This window comes from Acinetobacter sp. 1125_18A (genome assembly GCF_052824985.1).
Genome location: NZ_VTDG01000013.1, coordinates 23,209 through 41,758, shown reverse-complemented (window position 1 = coordinate 41,758; position 18,550 = coordinate 23,209). Strand labels below are relative to the sequence as shown.

The window sequence follows — 18,550 nt, the reverse complement described above, 5'->3', positions numbered from 1 at the left end:
AAACTGACTCGGGGTTTTATCATGCGTATGGTTTCTATTGTTTCTTTAAAACAGCATGAATTAGAACAATCTTTTTATTGCAATCATCTTTTTAAAGATCCAATAAAATTATACAAGTCACTATTGCAATCCTGTTTTGGCTTTACTACCCAATTGGCACATCAACACAGTTTCGGTGACTCTACTGTCATGTAACTATTCAATTCACATGCTATGCTGATGACCAAGGAAAAAATGAGTCAAGATCATGGCACTACTACATATAGAAAAAAACAATGGTATCGCAACAGTTTCATTAAATCGCCCAGATAAACGCAATGCCATGAGTTTTGCTTTACTCCGTGAACTGGTAAGCGTCGCACAACAGATTAAAAAAGACCGCAGTATTCGTGTGGTGATTCTGACGGGTGAAGCCAATGTATTTAGTGCAGGTATTGACCTTGCTGACTTAAATAGTCCAAAAAATACAGCCTTTGCTGCTTGGGAACTGATTAAACCTGGTCAAAGCCTATTCCAAAAAGCATTTTTGATCTGGCAAGAACTGCCTGTCCCTGTCATTGCAGCAATTGAAGGTTTCTGTTTTGGTGCAGGGATGCAACTTGCATTGGCTGCAGATATTCGTATTGCACACCCAGAGACTAAAATGTCAATCATGGAAAGCCGTTGGGGGCTTGTGCCTGACATGGGCTTAACCCGTTCAATCAAGGGCGTGATTGGTATTGATTTAGCCAAAGAGCTTACTCTCACTGCACGTATTTTTGATGGCAATTATGCCAAAGACATTGGTTTGGTGACGCATGTAGACGACTCACCGTTGGCAAAAGCTCAAGCCATTGCAGAAGAGATGCTGCAACGCTCACCAGATGCGCTGATGGCGGCTAAACGTGTTTTAGATGCTATGGAACATCAACCCCAGAAATCTTTACGTTTAGAGAAGATTTGGCAGTTAAAATTACTCTTGGGTAAAAATAGTCAAATTGCACGTAAAAAGGATAAAAATCCTGAATTAAAATTTTTACCGCGCCAATACAAATAATCCAAAATTATTATTGAAAGCTTTTTGAGTTATAAAATGAATTTTGATCGTAACAGTAAAATTGCATTTTTAGGGATGGGATTAATGGGTAGCCGTATGGCAACCCGATTAATCCAAGCAGGCTTGCATGTCGCTGTCTGGAACAGAACAGCATCTGCTTGTGACGCCCTTATTGATCTAGGCGCTCACCCATTACAGCTTGAGAATATTGCAGAATATCCGATTATTCTCAGTTGCCTTGCTGATGATAAAGCTGTACAGCTAGTCTATGAGCACATTGAGCCCTATTTACAAGCCAAGCAAGTGATTGTGGATTTCTCCAGTTTATCTGTGGATAAAACCAAGCAGCTGGCTGAAAGCGCAACAACAAAACAGGTGATTTGGATTGACTCACCTGTTTCAGGTGGAACTGCAGGCGCCGAAAATGGCACGCTGGTCATTTTTGCTGGAGGCAATGCTGAGGTGATTCAAGCACTAAGCCTTGTTTACAATATCCTCTCTCAACGTGTCACCCGTATGGGTGAAACAGGTACTGGACAAGCCACTAAAATCTGTAACCAACTTATCGTTGCTGCCAATAGTACCTTGATCGCGGAAGCTGTTGCGCTTGCCAGTAAAGCAGGTGTAGATACAACCCTACTGGCGCCGGCTTTGGCTGGTGGTTTTGCCGACTCAAAACCTTTCCAAATTTTAGCCCCACGCATGGCAACACATACTTTTGAACCAGTACAATGGAAAGTACAAACGCTTTCTAAAGACTTAAATAATGCCATTCAACTTGCACAAAAATTTGATTTAGAAATTCCTGTGGCTCAACATGCACTTGGGCAATTACAAAGCCATCAAAACAACGGATTTGCTGAATCGGATTTAGCCACAGTCATTCATCAAGTAGAAAATAAATCGGGTTAAAATACACGGAACTACACATAAATAAGTTGAAAAATAATCTATTGCCTACTACATTGAAGATGAGAGTCCAAATATAGCAAGGAGCGTTCTTATGACTAAACTCGCAGTAAACCTATCCTTGATTTTTACTGAAGTGCCGCTCATTGAACGCTTTGCTTTGGCACATCTTCATGGCTTCCACAATGTCGAAATTCAATTTCCGTATGAATTAAGCATTGAAGAGATTCAAGCGCAACTTGAACAATATGACCTCAGCCTTTGCCTGATCAACGTTCCCGCCGGTGACTTGATGCAAGGTGGAAACGGACTTGCTGGTGTGCCTGGTCAAGAACTGGCATTTCATCAAGCATTGGAACTTGCAATTGAATATGCAGAAGCGCTCAATGTTCCAAACGTCAATATTTTGGCAGGTAAACAACCACAAGATGCCGATTTACTCCCCTGTTTAAACACCTTGGCAAACAATTTAAAACTGGCTTGTCATCTGCTCTCTAATCGTGATATTCAGCCTGTATTTGAAATGATCAATGGTACAGACATGCCACGTTTCTTGGTTCAAAATATTGCACAAGGCCAAGAAATGTTAGAAGCAGTACAGCATCCTGCATTAAAAATGCAATTTGACTGTTACCACATGGCGATGATGGGCGAAGATGTACTGGCAGCCTTACAAGAAAATATTGATTGGATTGGGCATATCCAATTTGCTGACTGCCCAGGACGTCATGAACCAGATACCGCACAAATTGATTATTCTGCAATTTTTTTCTGGTTAAAACAAAGCGCCTATACGGGCTTTATTGCAGCAGAATACAAGCCACAATCACATTCAAATCAGTCATTTGCATGGAAAGAAAAATATTTTTCCAACAACCATAGCTATTAAATGAGTGTATGCTTAGGCAAACGGTTGCATTGTATAATTTGTATTTTTTAGACAAAAGCGCTATATTAGAAGATGAGATATTTTCTGGAAAATATACCTTATATGAATTTAGAACCATCGCCCAGCGCTTCTAATTCTCACGAACTTGCAATGAACACTCAAAATCAAGACGTACAGACTTGTTTAAAAGTCGTACAAGAAGCTCTACTTGATGTAAAAGCCAAAGATATTATTCAACTTGATGTCAGCGCTATTAGCAACGTTTCAGATGCAATTGTCATCGCGAGCGGGACATCAACACGCCATGTTAAAGCACTTGCTGACAATGTTGCTGAAGAAGCACGTAAAGCAGGCTTTCGCCCAATTGGTGTTGAAGGTGAACGAGACGCTGAATGGATCCTTATCGATTTAGGATTTGTAGTCGTACATGTGATGCTACCAACAGCACGTAAATTTTATGATCTGGAAAGTTTATGGCGTGCGACACCTGAAAGTGTTGCCTAACTTTTAATACAGAACTTAAATATGAAAAAAGCGACTTTATGTCGCTTTTTTTAGTGCTTGGCTTTTTTCAAAGCTTTTAAGTACTCAATTTTTTAACGACTTAATTGAGTATGCATTACGCAGTTTACAAATCAGTTTAAATACTAAGAATGCAACGCCAAAACTCCACACAAAATTTACCGCAATCCCAATACTTTGATCGATAACACTGGCCTTGTTGGCTAAATTAATCACGGGGTTATCTGTCAAAGAAACAGCCAGTGTGCCCCATGCTCCACAAATACCATGTACCACAACAACTTCACGAATATGCTTAGAATCAATCCAATAGGTCAATAAACGGGGTAAATAGATTGTGAATAATCCAGAAACTAAGCCAATAATCAATGCCGATGACAAATTCACTAAACCACAACTTGCCGTGATCGCCACCAAGCCACCCAAAGCACCTTTAATCATTTCAACCCATGAAATAATTTTATTGTTGAGTACCAAGGAAAAAATCAAGGGGGCAATCATTGCCCCAAAGAGTGCAGCAAAGGCATTGATGACAATGACTCCAATATCCGCATAGAGTGCTGAGATATAAACTACATTTAGACCTGACCATGCCAGCCAAAGAATAAAGCCAGCCAATGCCAAAGATAAGATTTTATAATCTTCAAAGATTAAGTCTTTTTTTAAGATTTCTTGTCGGTCTTGAGGTTTTAAAGTTAAGTAGCCCGCCAACACAATCCATGCTGCGGTGGAATGCACCACTGTTGAACCCGCAAAATCAATAAATCCTAACTCTTTTAACCAGCCCTTACCGAATAAGATATTTCTCCAAGTCCAGCTACTAAAGAAAGGAAAGATCACACCTGCGATCATTAAACCGGTTATCCAGTTGACAAATAAGGGAACTTTACTCGGAATCACTCGCCCAACCACAGTGGTTATTGTGGTGGCCATTAGGGTATAAAAAAATAATAAATTCCAATGCCAACCATGCAGCATGCCATTCATATATTTTTCGGAGCTGGCATCGCCTGCAAGGAGAATTTTTGCGCAGAAGAAACCAAAAATAAGCGTTCCTAAAACTGCTGAAACATAATTGACCAATAATGCGGAAATTGACTTATAGGTGTTTTCATATCCGCCTTCAACTACAGCAAAGCCAGCTTGCATCAGAATGACAAATATTCCACCAAAGAATAAAAGCTCGTAGTTGGTAATGAGATTAAAAGCAGCAAGATCACTTTCTAAACTTGAAGCAAAACTAAAATTTGGATAAAAAAATATGATGCAAATTAAGCTGATGAAGTATTTAAATCGCACTATATAATTAATCCTAACCTATCGCTTTTTCATCGCTTTAAATTCACAATAATTAGTATTTTCGCTACTTAATTATCATTTAATTTATCAAGTATAGAGAATTTCATGGAGAAATAAACTAATTTTTATGTAAAAAATATAGCTTACAAAGTACACGCGACGAGCAAGATTGTTGATCGTGATCGAGTACTATTTATTTTTATTTAAAGATAAGCAGCTTACATTTAACTGCTTTTATTAAACAATGCCGATTTGCAACACATGTGGCTTAAGCTTGAAAGTTTCAGCACTTAGACGTATAGATACCACAATCGAATACGGAATAACGTTGCTGCGATTTATGTGTTATGCAGAATGAAAACGTCTATATGGTCTTTAATCAACCATGTTGAATGATTTGAATCTGTGGAAATGCAAAGCCCTTACAGGATAATTCAGAACGCCATGCCACCGTCAGCATGACTCGGCTCAGCTGGAGATTTTGGTAGGCAAAGCTGCCCAATAACGGATGCGTAGAGATCCCACCATCATTCACCACATGCACTCCAGTATTTAGCTCATTTAGACTCAAACGAATCCCTAGGCCTGATGCTTTTAAAATCGCCTCTTTGGTGGTCCACACCTTAAACCAAAAAGTAGGATCAAAGTCTAACGCTTGCCAAGCTTGATATTCTTGGGGATGAAAAGCATGTTTTGCTAAAGCTTCAAAGCGAACTTTTCGATCTAAATCCTCAACATCCACACCCAAATCTTGTATCTGCTGGCTACTCGCCAAAGCATAATGTTGCTGGCTATGTGAATGATTCACGTGAAACTTTGGATAATCAATTAAATAGGGTTTACCAAAATCTGTTTTTTCAAAAGAGTGGTTACTGATTTCAACTGAAAAAATATCGGACAACAATTGGTTTCTATATTGATAGATCGCCTGTTTCAGTTCTTGGATCTGCCCCTTTCGATCGCTCGAATGGTAAGTCGGAAGAATATTTTGAATAGAATTAACATCCAATTGAATAATACGATTCACAATCCATTCCCAAACATTTTTCATTATCTTAAATCAAAAAAACCCAAAGATCACTTTGGGTTTTGATGTGTTCAACGCTAAATTTAGCTTCTAAATTTCTTTTCAGCCTTTTTAAATTTCTGTACATAACGACGACGACGTGCTGCAACACGCTCATCAATTTGAGATTTACGGCCTTCAAATGGATTTTCAGCTGTTTTAAAGTCAACGCGAACTGGTGTACCTTCAAGGTTATACACTTTACGGAAGACATTTTCTAAATAACGACGGTAGTCCGCAGGTGTCTTATCCACCTTATTACCATGAATCACAATCGTTGGTGGGTTTTGTCCACCCATGTGGGCATAACGCATCTTAATACGTTTACCACTGATCATTGGCGGTTGATGTGCTTCAGTTGCATCATTCAAAATCTGAGTTAATTTTGCAGGTGAAACTTTTAAGTGTGATGAATCATAAGCACGGTGAATGGTTGGATACATCTCACCGACACCTGTTCCATGCAAAGCAGAAATCAAATGTACTTTTGCCCAAGGAATAAAGTCAAAACGACGATCAACATCCAATTTACATTGTTTGCGATCATACTCTGTCATGTTGTCCCATTTGTTAATGGCAATCACCATGGCACGGCCAGCTTCAAGTGCATAACCGATCAAATGTAGGTCTTGTTCAACCACACCTTCACGTGCATCTAAAACTACCACGATGACATGTGCATTTTTAATCGCTTGGAGGGTTTTAACGATTGAGAATTTCTCAATCATTTCATCAACTTTACCTTTACGACGTACACCCGCTGTGTCGATCAAGGTATATTGACGACCATCACGCTCAAACGGAATATAAATCGAGTCACGGGTTGTACCCGGTTGGTCAAATGCAACAACGCGATCTTCACCTAACAAACGGTTAACCAAAGTAGATTTACCGACATTTGGGCGACCAATAATTGCTAAGCGTAAACCTGTTGCCTTATCGTGTTCTTCTGGGTTTTCATCTTCAGGGACATCCACCAAGATATCCTCAAGCATTTGTTGAACACCACGACCATGACTTGCCGCAACTTGTAAGGGTTCACCCATACCAAGTTTATAAAATTCAACTAATGCAGCTTCAGCATGTACACCATCGACTTTGTTGGCAACCAAGTAAACCTTTTTACCAAGTGTACGCAACTCACGGGCAATCTGCTCATCAGAAGCCAATAGACCAGCACGTGCATCGACAACAAAAACAATGATATCGGCTTCATTAATCGCAGTTTTTGATTGCTCTGCCATATATGAGTCGATACCACCTTCATTTTCACCGATACCCCCAGTATCAACGACAATGAAAGATTTATTTTCATAAGTTGCATCACCATATTTACGATCTCGGGTAAGACCAGCAAAATCAGCAACGAGTGCATCACGGCTCTTGGTAATCTGGTTGAATAACGTTGATTTGCCGACGTTTGGACGACCAATGAGCGCAATTACGGGTTTCATAAAATAACCTTTATTCAAGATCAGCCAGTATGACTGGTCTGAACATCAGAAATGTATAGGAAGAAGAATAGGAAAAACCTAAAATAAAAACACGGGGTATTGATTTTCAATCACCCCGTGTATGGAATTCATACGGATTGCTCTATTTTAACACAAGACTAAAAAAATAGAGAATGCTAATCATGTCTGTTGATTAACTGTTAACGACTTTGCCAAATACTCATTGCACCTTTGCGTGTCGAAACATAAACTTGATTATCAATCACTCTCAACGTACGTACTTCACCACTGGTTTTAGCACGACCTAACGTTGTTCCTGTATTTGGATCAATTTGATGTAAATAACCATCTAAATCACCCACAACAAGGTTTGAACCGAGCAATACAGGGTTGCTTAAGTTACGATTGAGCAGTTGCTCATTTTTCCAAAGCTGCTGACCTGTGATCAAGTCATACGCAATAATTTGACCATCAGTTTGCGATACGATGACTTTACCATCGGTCACTTCTGGACGGTTGATACTGCTTGAATTTTCACTCCACAAAACGCGTTGTGAAGCCAAATCTAGAACAGTCACTTGCCCTTGGAAACTCGTCGTAACCACATATTGTCCTGAAACGACAGGCTCACTGTCCACATCAATCAAGCGCTGAATATCAGAACGACCTTCAGATACCGCAACACGACGTTGCAAACGCGGTACACCTGCAAGGCTATCTATTGCAAAAATATAGCCAGTAGAAGTGCCGATAAGCACGGTACGTGGATCTAGACTAACTGGAGTGGCTTGACCTCTTAAGCTAAATGAAGCGCTTGGTAATTTATAAGTCCACGCTTGCTGACCTGTCGCAACATCTAAGGCATAAACCGTACCGTCATTTGCAACCACAATCACGCGACCAGATTGAATCAAAGCAGAACTGATAATTGCACCTGACAATTGCGCAGACCATTTGGTCGCACCCGTCGCTTGATCTAATGCAAAAACATGCCCTTTTTGGTTACCAACAATCACCACACCATCTGCTGCTTCAACACCAGAACTTAAGCCGTCTTTGGTAACTTTAGCATTCCATAAGCGCTGTTTGCCTTTATAGGCAGCCACTTCGCCTTTTGGGTCTAAAGCAAACACAACACCATTGTCTGTATCTAAACGTAGACGTAATGCATCTTCACTGCTGGTCGAAGAGACACTGGTCGAAAATACTTGAACCAAGCTTGAAGCTTGTGCAACTTTAGGCAGTGGATTTGGCTTAATCTTCACTTCTTTCGTCTTATTACTTGAACAGCCGATTAAAGCGATTGATAAGATTGCTAAAGCAAAAGGTATTTTAAAATTTCTATCCATTAAGACTCATCCACTTGTGTTGCTAAGATTGGGCGTTCAAGATCAGGATCTTCTACTAATACGCCAACACTTTCGAGTTTAATTTGTAAAATTTGACGTTCTTGTTTACGCTCAACGACTGCATTCCATGCTGCTTGATACGATTTTTTTGCATTTTCAGTGTCATTTTTTGCCACATAAATATCACCTTTTAACTCATCAGCACTTGCCTGAAAAGCAGGATCATTCACAGCTGACAAGGTTTTCAAGGCTTCATCAAACTTCTTTTGCGCCAATTGAGCATCGGCAAGTTTGATTTTTACAACTTGTAACAAACCAGCGTCTTTAATTTTAGAATTTTCAACTTTTTTCAGTTCACGCTCAGCCAATGCATAGTCATTTTTATCATAGGCAACTTTTGCCATGACAATTTGTGCTTGAATTGCATGAACAGAATCTGGATTGTCTTTGACAATTTTATCTGCTGACGCAACTAAGGCAGCAGTGACTTTAGCATCACCATTAGCTGCTCGCGCTTCATCCATCAATTGCTGGACTTTGGCTGTTTCATTTTGATTTTCAGCCAAAGTTTTCTTTTGCCAATATTCCCAACCGAAAAAGGCAATCAATGCAATGAGGACACCTGTCACCATAGCCGAGCCATATTTCTTAAAAAATGACTTCACACTATCCAGTTGCTCATCATCAGTCATTGCACTCATTTGACTCCCCTTTTCCTTATGATTATCGGCTTATTTTGACGAAAATTTTTCAATGAAAAAAGGCACAATTTCAGTGGCCTTAATTTCATATTGTTCTGCTGTCGCAAGTTCTTTGACTAAAACTTGCTGCGCTGCAGCCTCACGCTCACCAAAGATCAAAGCATAGATGGCACCCGATTGGTCTGCCTTCTTCATTTGACTCTTCATTGAACCCTGTGAACCTGTTTTCAAACGAATTATACTATTTACAGCTTCAAGTTGGTCACGAATTTGTTCAGCCAATACCAAAGCCTGACCTTGTGTTGCAGGATCCGATAACAAGAATAACTCACATTCACGCACAGGTGTATTGTCTTCAACTTGTTCAAGAAGCAATAATAAACGCTCCATGCCCATGGCAAAACCAACTGCTGGTACAGATTGATCAGGCTTACCTTTCAGCTGTCCAACCAAACCATCATAACGACCACCCGCACACACCGTTCCTTGAGAACCTAAATGTGTCGTTGTCCATTCAAAAACAGTTTTGTTGTAATAGTCTAAACCACGGACTAGTTTTTGATTGATGACAAACTCAATGCCTGCATCAGTTAAATACTGTTGCAATTGAGCAAAATGATTCAAGCTGTCTTCTTTTAAGAAATCATGCAACTTAGGTGCATTTTCAAGAATTTGCTGAGTTCGTGCATCTTTCGAATCTAAAATTCGCAATGGATTGGTGGTTAAACGACGTTGCGAATCTTCATCCAAATCAGCATGATGCGCTGTAAGAAATTCAACCAATGCAGCACGATACTCTGCACGTTCATCAGACTCGCCCAAGGTATTTAGCTCAAGTTGAACTTTATCTGCAACACCCATGCGTTTCCATAAACGCGCAGTCATGAGAATCAGTTCAGCATCTTGATCAGGTGTCGCTACACCAAAAGTTTCTACACCAAATTGGTGAAACTGGCGATAACGACCTTTTTGTGGTTTTTCATAGCGGAACATTGGTCCAACATACCAAACACGAGGATTTGCACCACGGAGTAAGTTATGTTCCAACATTGCACGTACACAACCCGCTGTGCCTTCCGGACGCAAAGTTAAAGATTCAGGCGGATTACCCTTATCGAAAAAAGTGTACATTTCTTTTTCAACGATATCAGTTGCATCACCAATTGAACGCTTAAACAAATTGGTATGTTCAACCACCGGCAAACGGATTTGCTGATAACCGTACGCATCCATAAGCGATGCTAAATGCTGCTCAAGACGTCTCCACGCAGGTGTTTGCGATGGGAGAAAGTCATTAAAACCTTTAATTGCGACAATTGAACTCATGATGAACTACGAATAATCTCTTTAGCTTTAGCTTTTTCAAGCTCTTGAACACGTTGACGAACCATGCTTTCGATTTCATCAACCAACTGATTTGTATCTATTAAGTGACTTTTTTCACCATTACGATACACGAGTGAGCGCGGACTTGCACCGACTATACCAATATCAGCTTCTTTTGCTTCACCCGGACCGTTGACTTTACAACCAATGACAGACACATCCATTGGTGTACGAATATCTTCTAAACGCTCCTCTAAAGCCTGCATCACTTTGATCACGTTAAATTCCTGACGTGAACAGCTTGGACAAGCAATAAAGTTAATCCCATTTGAACGAAGGCTCAGGGATTTTAAAATATCAAAACCAATTTTTACTTCTTCTTCAGGCTCAGCAGCCAATGAAATACGCATGGTGTCACCAATGCCATCCAACAGCAAACCACCTAAAGCAATCGCAGATTTCACTGAACCCGTACGATAGATCCCAGCTTCGGTTACACCTAAATGTAATGGATTATCAATTTGTGCAGATAATAAACGATAAGCATCCATTGTTAAAAATACATTAGATGCTTTTACTGAAATTTTAAACTCATGGAAGTTTAAACGATCCAATATATCGATATGACGCATTGCAGATTCAAGTAATGCCTGACCTGTCGGCTCACCATATTTCTTTTGGATATCTTTTTCTAAAGATCCAGCATTGACACCAATACGCATAGAAATATCGTGATGACGTGCAGCAGCAACCACTTCACGAATCTTGGCTTCAGAACCAATATTCCCGGGGTTGATTCGCAAACAGTCTGCACCCATGTCTGCGACTTTCAATGCGATTTTATAATCGAAATGAATATCTGCAACCAATGGTACCGTCACACGTTTACGAATTTCACCAAAAGCTTCAGCAGCTTCCATAGTCGGTACCGATACCCGCATAATGTCCGCACCAACATCTGCACAGCGTTGAATCTGCGCAACTGTTGCATCGACATCACAGGTTTCAGTATTGGTCATACTTTGAATACTGATCGGTGCATCACCACCGACATACACTGAACCTACACGTATTTTACGTGTAGGACGGCGCTTGATTGGATTCTCAATCATGATCTTATCTACTCTTGCCCATTAACGTGACAAACGGAATTCTGCTTTTCCGTTCACTGTATATGGAGACAATGAAATCTGTTCATTATTAAGGCTTAATGACACAGCAGTTGCATCATCGAGACGAATTTGGAATGGTGATTGGCCATTAACGGTTAAAGCAGCCGACTGGCGACCAGTCGCCAAAACTTTTCCTGTACTATCTACAATATGTACAGAGGTTGGATGACTGAAATTCAATACCATTTGGTCACCTGAAGTCGCAGTTGCATTGTTTAAATTCAGCACTTCTACTTCTGAGGCTTGTGGTTTGGCATCGACATCAGCGCTTTTACCCGATGTCATTTTTTGAATTCCAGCAATCACAGCCCAAATCACCGCAAGCGCAACAATGGCAATTAAAATTCGCTTTAACCATTTTTTATTACGATCACTGTTTGATCCAGGCAATTTCCCCATAATCTTGATTGGGGAGTTGTTCAATGCGTGATTTGGCAAAAGCCCAGTATCATTTTGATAAATTTCATCAAAGCGTTGAATGACTACCGTTGCATCAACGCCTAGAAACTTGGCATATGAACGATAATAACCTTTAATAAAGGTTGCTTCTGGCAAAGACTTATAATCATCTTGTTCCAATGCTTGTAAGGTTTTTACAGGCATTTTTAGTTCGTTTGCAACATCTTGAATGTCTAGGTTTTTGGAGACTCGAATTTGACGCAAGTACTCACCTGGACGTTGAACATTTCCTAAGCCATTAGATGCTACGTTTGAACCTGTAGGTTGCTGTGAATTAGGATTTACTTCCATACGGCCTCAGTACTGTACTGTAATTGCAGATAACGTTGATATTCTTTACTGTCCGGGAACAATGCACGCAGTTGGTTGACCAACACTTGCATTCCCATCTGATCATTATTGGCACGTGCAATACGTAAACCAATCCAAAGCGCTCTCGCACCCTGTTTGTCCTGACCTACTAAACGAACATATTGCTCATAGAGTTGACTTGCTTGCGCACTTTTTTGTTGCAAATAGAAAATTTCTGATAACTCTACCAGAGAAATAATCGAATCGCGATTGACTTGTAAAGCTTGTTTGAATGCTTTTTCAGCATTTGCCACATCACCCACTTTTAAGTAAACCCGACCTAAATTTTCTAAAGCCTTGTAACGCTGATCATAGCCAAGCGCAGCACCAGCTATACTCAACTGTTCAATCGCGTCATTATAGCGCTCAGTAACAAATAAATATGTTCCATAATTATTACGAGCTTGTGCATTTTTTGAGTCACTGGAAATTGCACGCTTAAAATAGCCGTCTGCTTTTTCCATACTGATCTTACTGCCTTCTTGTTGCAGTAAGACACCCATCATCATATTTGCCGCAGAATCGCGTGAATCAGTTTCTAAAGCTTGGTCTAGTGCGCGTTTTGCAGCATCTAAATCACCTGTACGAATATATTCAGCAGCAAGCTGAGTACGTACTTTAACGGCTTTTTCAGGATCTTTTTTTATTATTGTGTCTGAATTTGTCGTTTGACAACCCTGTACGACCAATGCAGATAAACCAATTGCCAATATTACAACTGCTTTTTGATACATCGATTTTCTCAAAGTCAGCCCCTGATTATTTGTTGATATAAATGTATGTCTACAAATCTTTAAGCTTATGAACGGATAATCTCACCACGTTCAGCAACTTTCTTTTTCCACTGCTCTGCACGACGGGTACGATCTGCCACTTGCCCGACCAACTGCCCACACGCAGCATCAATATCATCACCACGTGTCTGACGAATCGTACACACAAAACCTGCATCAGACAAAGTTTTTTGGAAAGAAATAATACGATTTCGACTTGAACGACCATACGGCGCATGCGGAAATGGATTAAATGGAATTAAATTAATTTTACTTGGTAAGTTTTTCAGTAACTTAATCATTTGTTGTGCATGTTCAGGATGATCATTCACCCCTTCCAACATCACATATTCAATAGTGACATGTTTACGAGAACTTTCATTACCATCTTTGGCAATATAGCGCTGACATGCAGCAATCAATTGTGCTAATGGATATTTTTTATTAATCGGCACCAATTCATTACGTAACTCATCATTTGGCGCATGTAAAGAAATCGCCAAAGCCACATCTATATCTTGTGCCAATTGGTCAATTTTCGGTACAACACCTGAAGTTGATAATGTAACGCGACGTTTAGACATGCCATAAGCAAAATCATCTAACATGATATTCATTGAGCTTAATACAGCATCATAGTTGAGTAATGGCTCACCCATTCCCATCATCACCACATTAGTCACCGAGCGCTCACGTTCAGCAACAGGTACTTCTTCCATATAAGAATAGTTGGCCACCCATAACTGTCCAATGATCTCGTCAGGGGTTAAATCACGCTGAAAACCTTGCTTTCCTGTTGAACAGAATGAGCAATCTAAAGCACAACCCACTTGTGATGAAATACACAGTGTTTTACGTGAGCCTGTTTTATCTTCTGCTGGAATCAATACCGTTTCAACCAAAGAGCCCGCACCATCACCAACACGGAATACCCACTTACGAGTTCCATCTTTCGAATAGTTACGATGCACCACTTCTGGCGCTTTGATTTCACAAATTCTTTCTAGTTTTTCACGCAACTTTCCTGAAATATTGGTCATTTCAGCAAAATCAGTGATAAAAAATTGATGCATCCATTTCATTACCTGCCCAGCACGGAATTTTTTCTCGCCGATTTCTTCGAAGAATTTTTCCAATTGCGGACGTGACATGCCAAGTAAATTCACTTTCTGCACATTTGCAGTCTGAATACGATCAGCCTGTACAGATTTTGATGATGCAGGCTGCTGTTCATCTAGATTTAACGATGAAGCGACAACTTCAGAATTCATGGGGATTACCTAAATCATGCCGTAGTAATAAAACATATTGACCAATATTTAGCCAAATAAAGCAACAAAAATAAAAAAACCAGACAAGTAGTATATCACCTATCTGGTTTCGGGTCTGTTATCAATTCATAAATCGGAGATTTATTCGTGTAGAAAAAGAGACCCTAGATACGTCGAATTAACGAGTACGTGGGCAAACTTCAGTTTGAGCGAAGAAGTAATTTACTTCACGGTCAGCAGATGCAACTGAGTCAGAACCATGCGCAGCATTTTCATCGATGCTTACAGCGAAATCTGCACGGATTGTACCAGGAGCAGCTTCTTTAGGGTTTGTAGCACCAAGAATTTCACGGTGAGCAAGAACTGCGTTTTCACCTTCAAGAACAGATACTACAACTGGACCAGAAGTCATGAATGCAACAAGGTCACCAAAGAAACCACGTTCTTTATGCTCAGCATAGAAACCTTCAGCTTCTGCTTTAGAAAGGTGTTTCATTTTAGTCGCAACGATTTTAAGACCAGCTTTTTCGAAACGAGCAAAGATGTCACCAATGTGGTTTTTAGCAACTGCATCTGGTTTTACGATAGATAAAGTACGTTCAATAGCCATGAGTGGCTCCTTTAGTCAAATTGACACGAAAATTTGGGCGCATTATACCGAATAATGAACAATTTTCTGCTTTTAATCTGTAAAAAATTTGGATTTTTCGATGCGCTGTGACGTTTAGCATCATTCAGCAACATCTCAAGCCATTAATTCGCTTCATCAATCCATGCCATTTGAATGGCTTCTAGCAGACCTTCAGTCGATTTGGTTGGATCATCACTAAATTCTGGCAATGCACAAATCCATGCATGCATATCGGTAAAACGCACCCATTGTGGATCCACATCTGGATGCGCTTCACTGAGTTCAATTGCGATATCAATTGTATCTGTCCAACGTAAGCCCATATCAGGTCTTCCTTTGCTCAATTTAATTCTGCTACTGTATCAAATCTCAATTCATTCAGAAATAAATCATTCTAGACATTTACAAGATTCACCACGGATTCAAGCGTTTAATTTACAAGACGGATTGAATTGAGCCAATTATTCAAAGTTAAAACCTTGATGATCAAAATCATCAGATTCTTTAAAAATAAAATTACAGACCAGCAGTAAGTAAACCATCATAACATCACTCCTAAATATGGTGCGCTTAACACAATCAAACTCGCGACACTTGCACCAATCAGTGCGCCAACAATGACATCGCTTGGATAATGCAGACCCAAAACCATCCGAGATAACGCCACAAGAATGGTAAAAGGCATCATAATGAACAACATAACTGGTTGAATATAGCCAAAGACAATAGTGACCATGACCGCATGTAACGTATGACCTGACGGAAAGCTAAAATGATCCAATGGTCGTTCACCCAGAATAATGACTTGATGAACTTGATAAGGTCGTGGTCTCACTGTTTTGTGTTTTAAGAACTTATAAATTCCTGTTCCTAAAAGACCCATAACAACGACATAGAGAAGTTGCAGACCATAGATCCAGCTCTTTTGTAGCCAAATCAGAACCAACATTGCGCACCAGAAAGGACCATCTCCCAAACGGCTCACAGTTTTAAAGAACGTCGCAATACTTTGGGTATGCGATAAATTATTGAGATATAAACAACCTCTAAGGTCGAGATCGAGCATTTTTATTTTGGTATTTTTAAAATTCATTTTCCACTCTCCTCTCATTATTTGAGATGAACTAGGTCAGTCGTTTTGCATACTGCGTTACCTGGTATAGTGCTTCTTCGAATTGTTGTACGGGATGTTGCCATCCAATGCTTTGCACATCATGCATCGCTTGTTGCCCGAAACGTTTGAGTGTGCTGTTATCTGGAAGATCTAATACATGTTGAGTGAATTGCTTGATGTCTCCAATTGGACATAACCAGCCATTCTGAGCATGTCTGCCATGAAGTTGAGCACAGGCATAGTCATAAGCAATAATCGGTAAACCACTCGCCATCGCTTCGATAACGACATTCCCAAAGGTTTCTACCTGACTTGCAAAAACAAAAACATTTGCACTCGCATAGGCTTCAGCAAGTTGTGTGCCAGTTAGAGTGCCCATAAAAATCACATGTTCAGCACCCGGCATTTTTTCTAAACGACCGCGATCTGGGCCATGCCCTACCAGCACTAACTTTACTTTTCGTTGTGCTTGTTGTCGCAGTTCAGAATAGGCATCAATCACCACATTGACTTCTTTTTCAGAAGACAAACGCCCAACATAGATCAAGACTGTGGTGTCTTCATCTGCACCCCACTGTTGTCTCAACTGTTCGGAGTAGCGTTGTGATGAAAAGCGTTCTGTATCAATTCCTCGCCCGACCACAACCAATGGACAGGTCACACCAAACTCACGTAATGCCTGCTCTGTATCACTGCTTGGCACACAGGTCAGTTGCGTTGCGTTATGGAACCATCGCAAATAACTTTGAATTGGTTTGACCAAGAATGCTAAATCAAAGAAACGGCTAAATTCTTGGAATTGTGAATGAAAACCACTTGATACCGGAATTCGTCGTGTCTTTGCCGCATGCAGCGCAGTAAAGCCTAAAGGCCCTTCAGTCACGATATGTACCACATCAGGTGAAAATGCCGAAATTGCTTGAGAGACTTTTAGAAATTGGGGCCAGCCAAACTTCATGTCTGGATATTTCGGAATTGATTGCCCAGTCACCAAGCACTCTTTATTCGGGCTAAAGTCTTGACATTGGGTCTTCTGTGCAGGGCGAATCAGTAATATTTTATGACCTTGATTTTGCAAGCCTTTACACAGTTGCATCAAAGACAAAGCAACACCATTGATTTCTGGTGGCCATGTTTCAGTCACGATTGCAATTTTCAGTCGAGGTCGGGATAAGTCACGAATAAGATGGTCTTTATTCGTATCGATTTTTTTCTTGTTTGGATTAAAATAAAATTTAAAGTTATCGGGAAAATCTTGTTGTTTAAATTGCAAGGTGTTCGCGTACGGTTTATTCATACGATACCTAATCTCTTCATTTTTGAATAGATTAGGCTAAGTTTTTGACATTTTAATGATTATTTAATGACAGTTTTTTGACCATTTCAATTTTCATCAGAAATACGATTTAACAAACCATTCTGAACTTGATAAAGCTGTCCATTACCAAAATCAATTTGTTGTTTTTCACCATGTAAACTTGGGAAACCAACAATTTTTTCAAGCTGCGGAGAACGTTGAAATTGTTGTGTTTTTGGATTGTACATCCAGTAAATATAGCGCTTATCATCGACTGTACGACCTTGCGACAAGTCCGACACAATGACATCATAATAACCATCAAAATTGATATCCATATAGCCAATGCTGTTTGGATAACCAGTAAAACCTGTCAAGCTCTGTACCACTGTATTGTTGGTTTTATTTAACACATCAACACGTTTTAAGGTTTTTCCATAAGGGCTATTGGCATCATCTTGACCATAAAATTTAAAGATAAAAACGGGTTTATTACTGACTTTAAAAGCAGGCTCAAACTGTATCGACTGCCAAGCTGTATTTGGTTTCTTTAACAATGATGCTTTAAACACGCCTGTATTTGCATTTAATAGGCCAGTTAATTGATCACTACCATTTACAGAAGGGTCTGATTGAGCAGTGATCGACTTTAAATCCAACTGATCAGCTTTTTGTGTCCCTTTAAAATCTGTTGTTGTACCATCCATTAAATCCGTCAGCACACCGTGCGGATGGGCAATCCCCGCATAAAGGTTCATAAAGTATCGACCTTCACTCGACTTAAGCATACGTTGCATCGATACGCGTACACCACTAAAAGGTTTTAGTGCGGTATTGGTCGAAGTGGACTGCGTTTCAGCAAAACTAAAGCATGAAATAGACAAAGTCGTCATTGCGATGAGAAGTTTAGATTTCATGCTTGAATACCACG

The 18,550-nt window shown here is 40.0% G+C and carries 19 protein-coding genes; 4 read left to right on the top strand and 15 right to left on the bottom strand.

The genetic code is table 11. From position 1 onward, the window contains the following. Positions 1–247 precede the first annotated feature (247 nt). The 4 genes from FY049_RS18220 to rsfS all read left to right on the top strand — a co-directional run bounded on the left by FY049_RS18220 (position 248) and on the right by rsfS (position 3,338). Positions 248–1,036: a crotonase/enoyl-CoA hydratase family protein gene (locus FY049_RS18220; protein WP_004725906.1), complete on the top strand. Its 789-nt coding sequence runs from the start codon at positions 248–250 to the stop codon at positions 1,034–1,036. Between the two features lie 36 nt (positions 1,037–1,072). Beyond that, complete coding sequence (locus FY049_RS18215) at positions 1,073–1,948, top strand: NAD(P)-dependent oxidoreductase (RefSeq protein ID WP_004725902.1); 876 nt, start codon at positions 1,073–1,075, stop codon at positions 1,946–1,948. A gap of 91 nt (positions 1,949–2,039) precedes the next feature. Then, positions 2,040–2,834, top strand: coding sequence for a hydroxypyruvate isomerase family protein (locus tag FY049_RS18210; RefSeq protein ID WP_446084140.1), 795 nt, complete (start codon positions 2,040–2,042; stop codon positions 2,832–2,834). A 102-nt stretch (positions 2,835–2,936) separates the two neighbouring features. Continuing rightward, positions 2,937–3,338 carry a ribosome silencing factor gene (rsfS, locus tag FY049_RS18205; RefSeq protein ID WP_016539395.1) on the top strand — a complete coding sequence of 134 codons (402 nt, stop codon included), beginning with the start codon at positions 2,937–2,939 and terminating at the stop codon, positions 3,336–3,338. Positions 3,339–3,422: 84 nt separating this feature from the next. Here the strand turns inward: rsfS and FY049_RS18200 are convergent, their stop codons facing one another. The 15 genes from FY049_RS18200 to FY049_RS18130 all read right to left on the bottom strand — a co-directional run bounded on the left by FY049_RS18200 (position 3,423) and on the right by FY049_RS18130 (position 18,536). Next, positions 3,423–4,655, bottom strand: coding sequence for an ammonium transporter (locus FY049_RS18200; protein WP_446084139.1), 1,233 nt, complete (start codon positions 4,653–4,655; stop codon positions 3,423–3,425). Between the two features lie 379 nt (positions 4,656–5,034). Next, positions 5,035–5,706 carry a 4'-phosphopantetheinyl transferase family protein gene (locus tag FY049_RS18195; RefSeq protein ID WP_004725895.1) on the bottom strand — a complete coding sequence of 224 codons (672 nt, stop codon included), beginning with the start codon at positions 5,704–5,706 and terminating at the stop codon, positions 5,035–5,037. A gap of 59 nt (positions 5,707–5,765) precedes the next feature. Then, a complete protein-coding gene (gene der / locus FY049_RS18190; protein WP_446084138.1) occupies positions 5,766–7,175 on the bottom strand; it encodes a ribosome biogenesis GTPase Der in 1,410 nt (469 codons plus the stop codon). Positions 7,176–7,375: 200 nt separating this feature from the next. Further along, complete coding sequence (bamB, locus tag FY049_RS18185) at positions 7,376–8,524, bottom strand: outer membrane protein assembly factor BamB (RefSeq protein WP_004725891.1); 1,149 nt, start codon at positions 8,522–8,524, stop codon at positions 7,376–7,378. Beyond that, complete coding sequence (locus FY049_RS18180; RefSeq protein ID WP_004816992.1) at positions 8,524–9,225, bottom strand: YfgM family protein; 702 nt, start codon at positions 9,223–9,225, stop codon at positions 8,524–8,526. Before FY049_RS18180 ends, bamB begins: the two co-directional genes overlap by 1 nt. A 30-nt stretch (positions 9,226–9,255) precedes the next feature. Continuing rightward, a complete protein-coding gene (gene hisS / locus FY049_RS18175; RefSeq protein ID WP_446084137.1) occupies positions 9,256–10,551 on the bottom strand; it encodes a histidine--tRNA ligase in 1,296 nt (431 codons plus the stop codon). Beyond that, positions 10,548–11,663, bottom strand: coding sequence for a flavodoxin-dependent (E)-4-hydroxy-3-methylbut-2-enyl-diphosphate synthase (gene ispG, locus FY049_RS18170; protein ID WP_004725885.1), 1,116 nt, complete (start codon positions 11,661–11,663; stop codon positions 10,548–10,550). The genes hisS and ispG overlap by 4 nt, the downstream gene beginning before the upstream one ends. 21 nt (positions 11,664–11,684) lie before the next feature. Then, positions 11,685–12,473, bottom strand: coding sequence for a helix-turn-helix domain-containing protein (locus tag FY049_RS18165; protein ID WP_446084136.1), 789 nt, complete (start codon positions 12,471–12,473; stop codon positions 11,685–11,687). Next, entirely contained in the window at positions 12,464–13,267 is an 804-nt protein-coding gene (gene pilW, locus FY049_RS18160; protein WP_004725881.1) for a type IV pilus biogenesis/stability protein PilW, read from the bottom strand. Before pilW ends, FY049_RS18165 begins: the two co-directional genes overlap by 10 nt. Before the next feature lie 65 nt (positions 13,268–13,332). After that, positions 13,333–14,577, bottom strand: coding sequence for a 23S rRNA (adenine(2503)-C(2))-methyltransferase RlmN (gene rlmN / locus FY049_RS18155; protein ID WP_004725880.1), 1,245 nt, complete (start codon positions 14,575–14,577; stop codon positions 13,333–13,335). A 178-nt stretch (positions 14,578–14,755) separates the two neighbouring features. Beyond that, complete coding sequence (ndk, locus tag FY049_RS18150) at positions 14,756–15,187, bottom strand: nucleoside-diphosphate kinase (protein WP_004725878.1); 432 nt, start codon at positions 15,185–15,187, stop codon at positions 14,756–14,758. A 143-nt stretch (positions 15,188–15,330) separates the two neighbouring features. Then, the gene (gene iscX / locus FY049_RS18145; protein ID WP_004725877.1) at positions 15,331–15,531 is read right to left on the bottom strand and encodes a Fe-S cluster assembly protein IscX; all 201 of its coding nucleotides are present in this window, start codon (positions 15,529–15,531) and stop codon (positions 15,331–15,333) included. Positions 15,532–15,749: 218 nt separating this feature from the next. Beyond that, positions 15,750–16,301: a phosphatase PAP2 family protein gene (locus FY049_RS18140; RefSeq protein ID WP_004725875.1), complete on the bottom strand. Its 552-nt coding sequence runs from the start codon at positions 16,299–16,301 to the stop codon at positions 15,750–15,752. A gap of 31 nt (positions 16,302–16,332) precedes the next feature. Then, positions 16,333–17,619, bottom strand: coding sequence for a glycosyltransferase family 4 protein (locus FY049_RS18135; RefSeq protein ID WP_224964308.1), 1,287 nt, complete (start codon positions 17,617–17,619; stop codon positions 16,333–16,335). Between the two features lie 86 nt (positions 17,620–17,705). Next, a complete protein-coding gene (locus tag FY049_RS18130) occupies positions 17,706–18,536 on the bottom strand; it encodes an XAC2610-related protein (RefSeq protein ID WP_224964309.1) in 831 nt (276 codons plus the stop codon). Between the last annotated feature and the right edge of the window lie 14 nt (positions 18,537–18,550).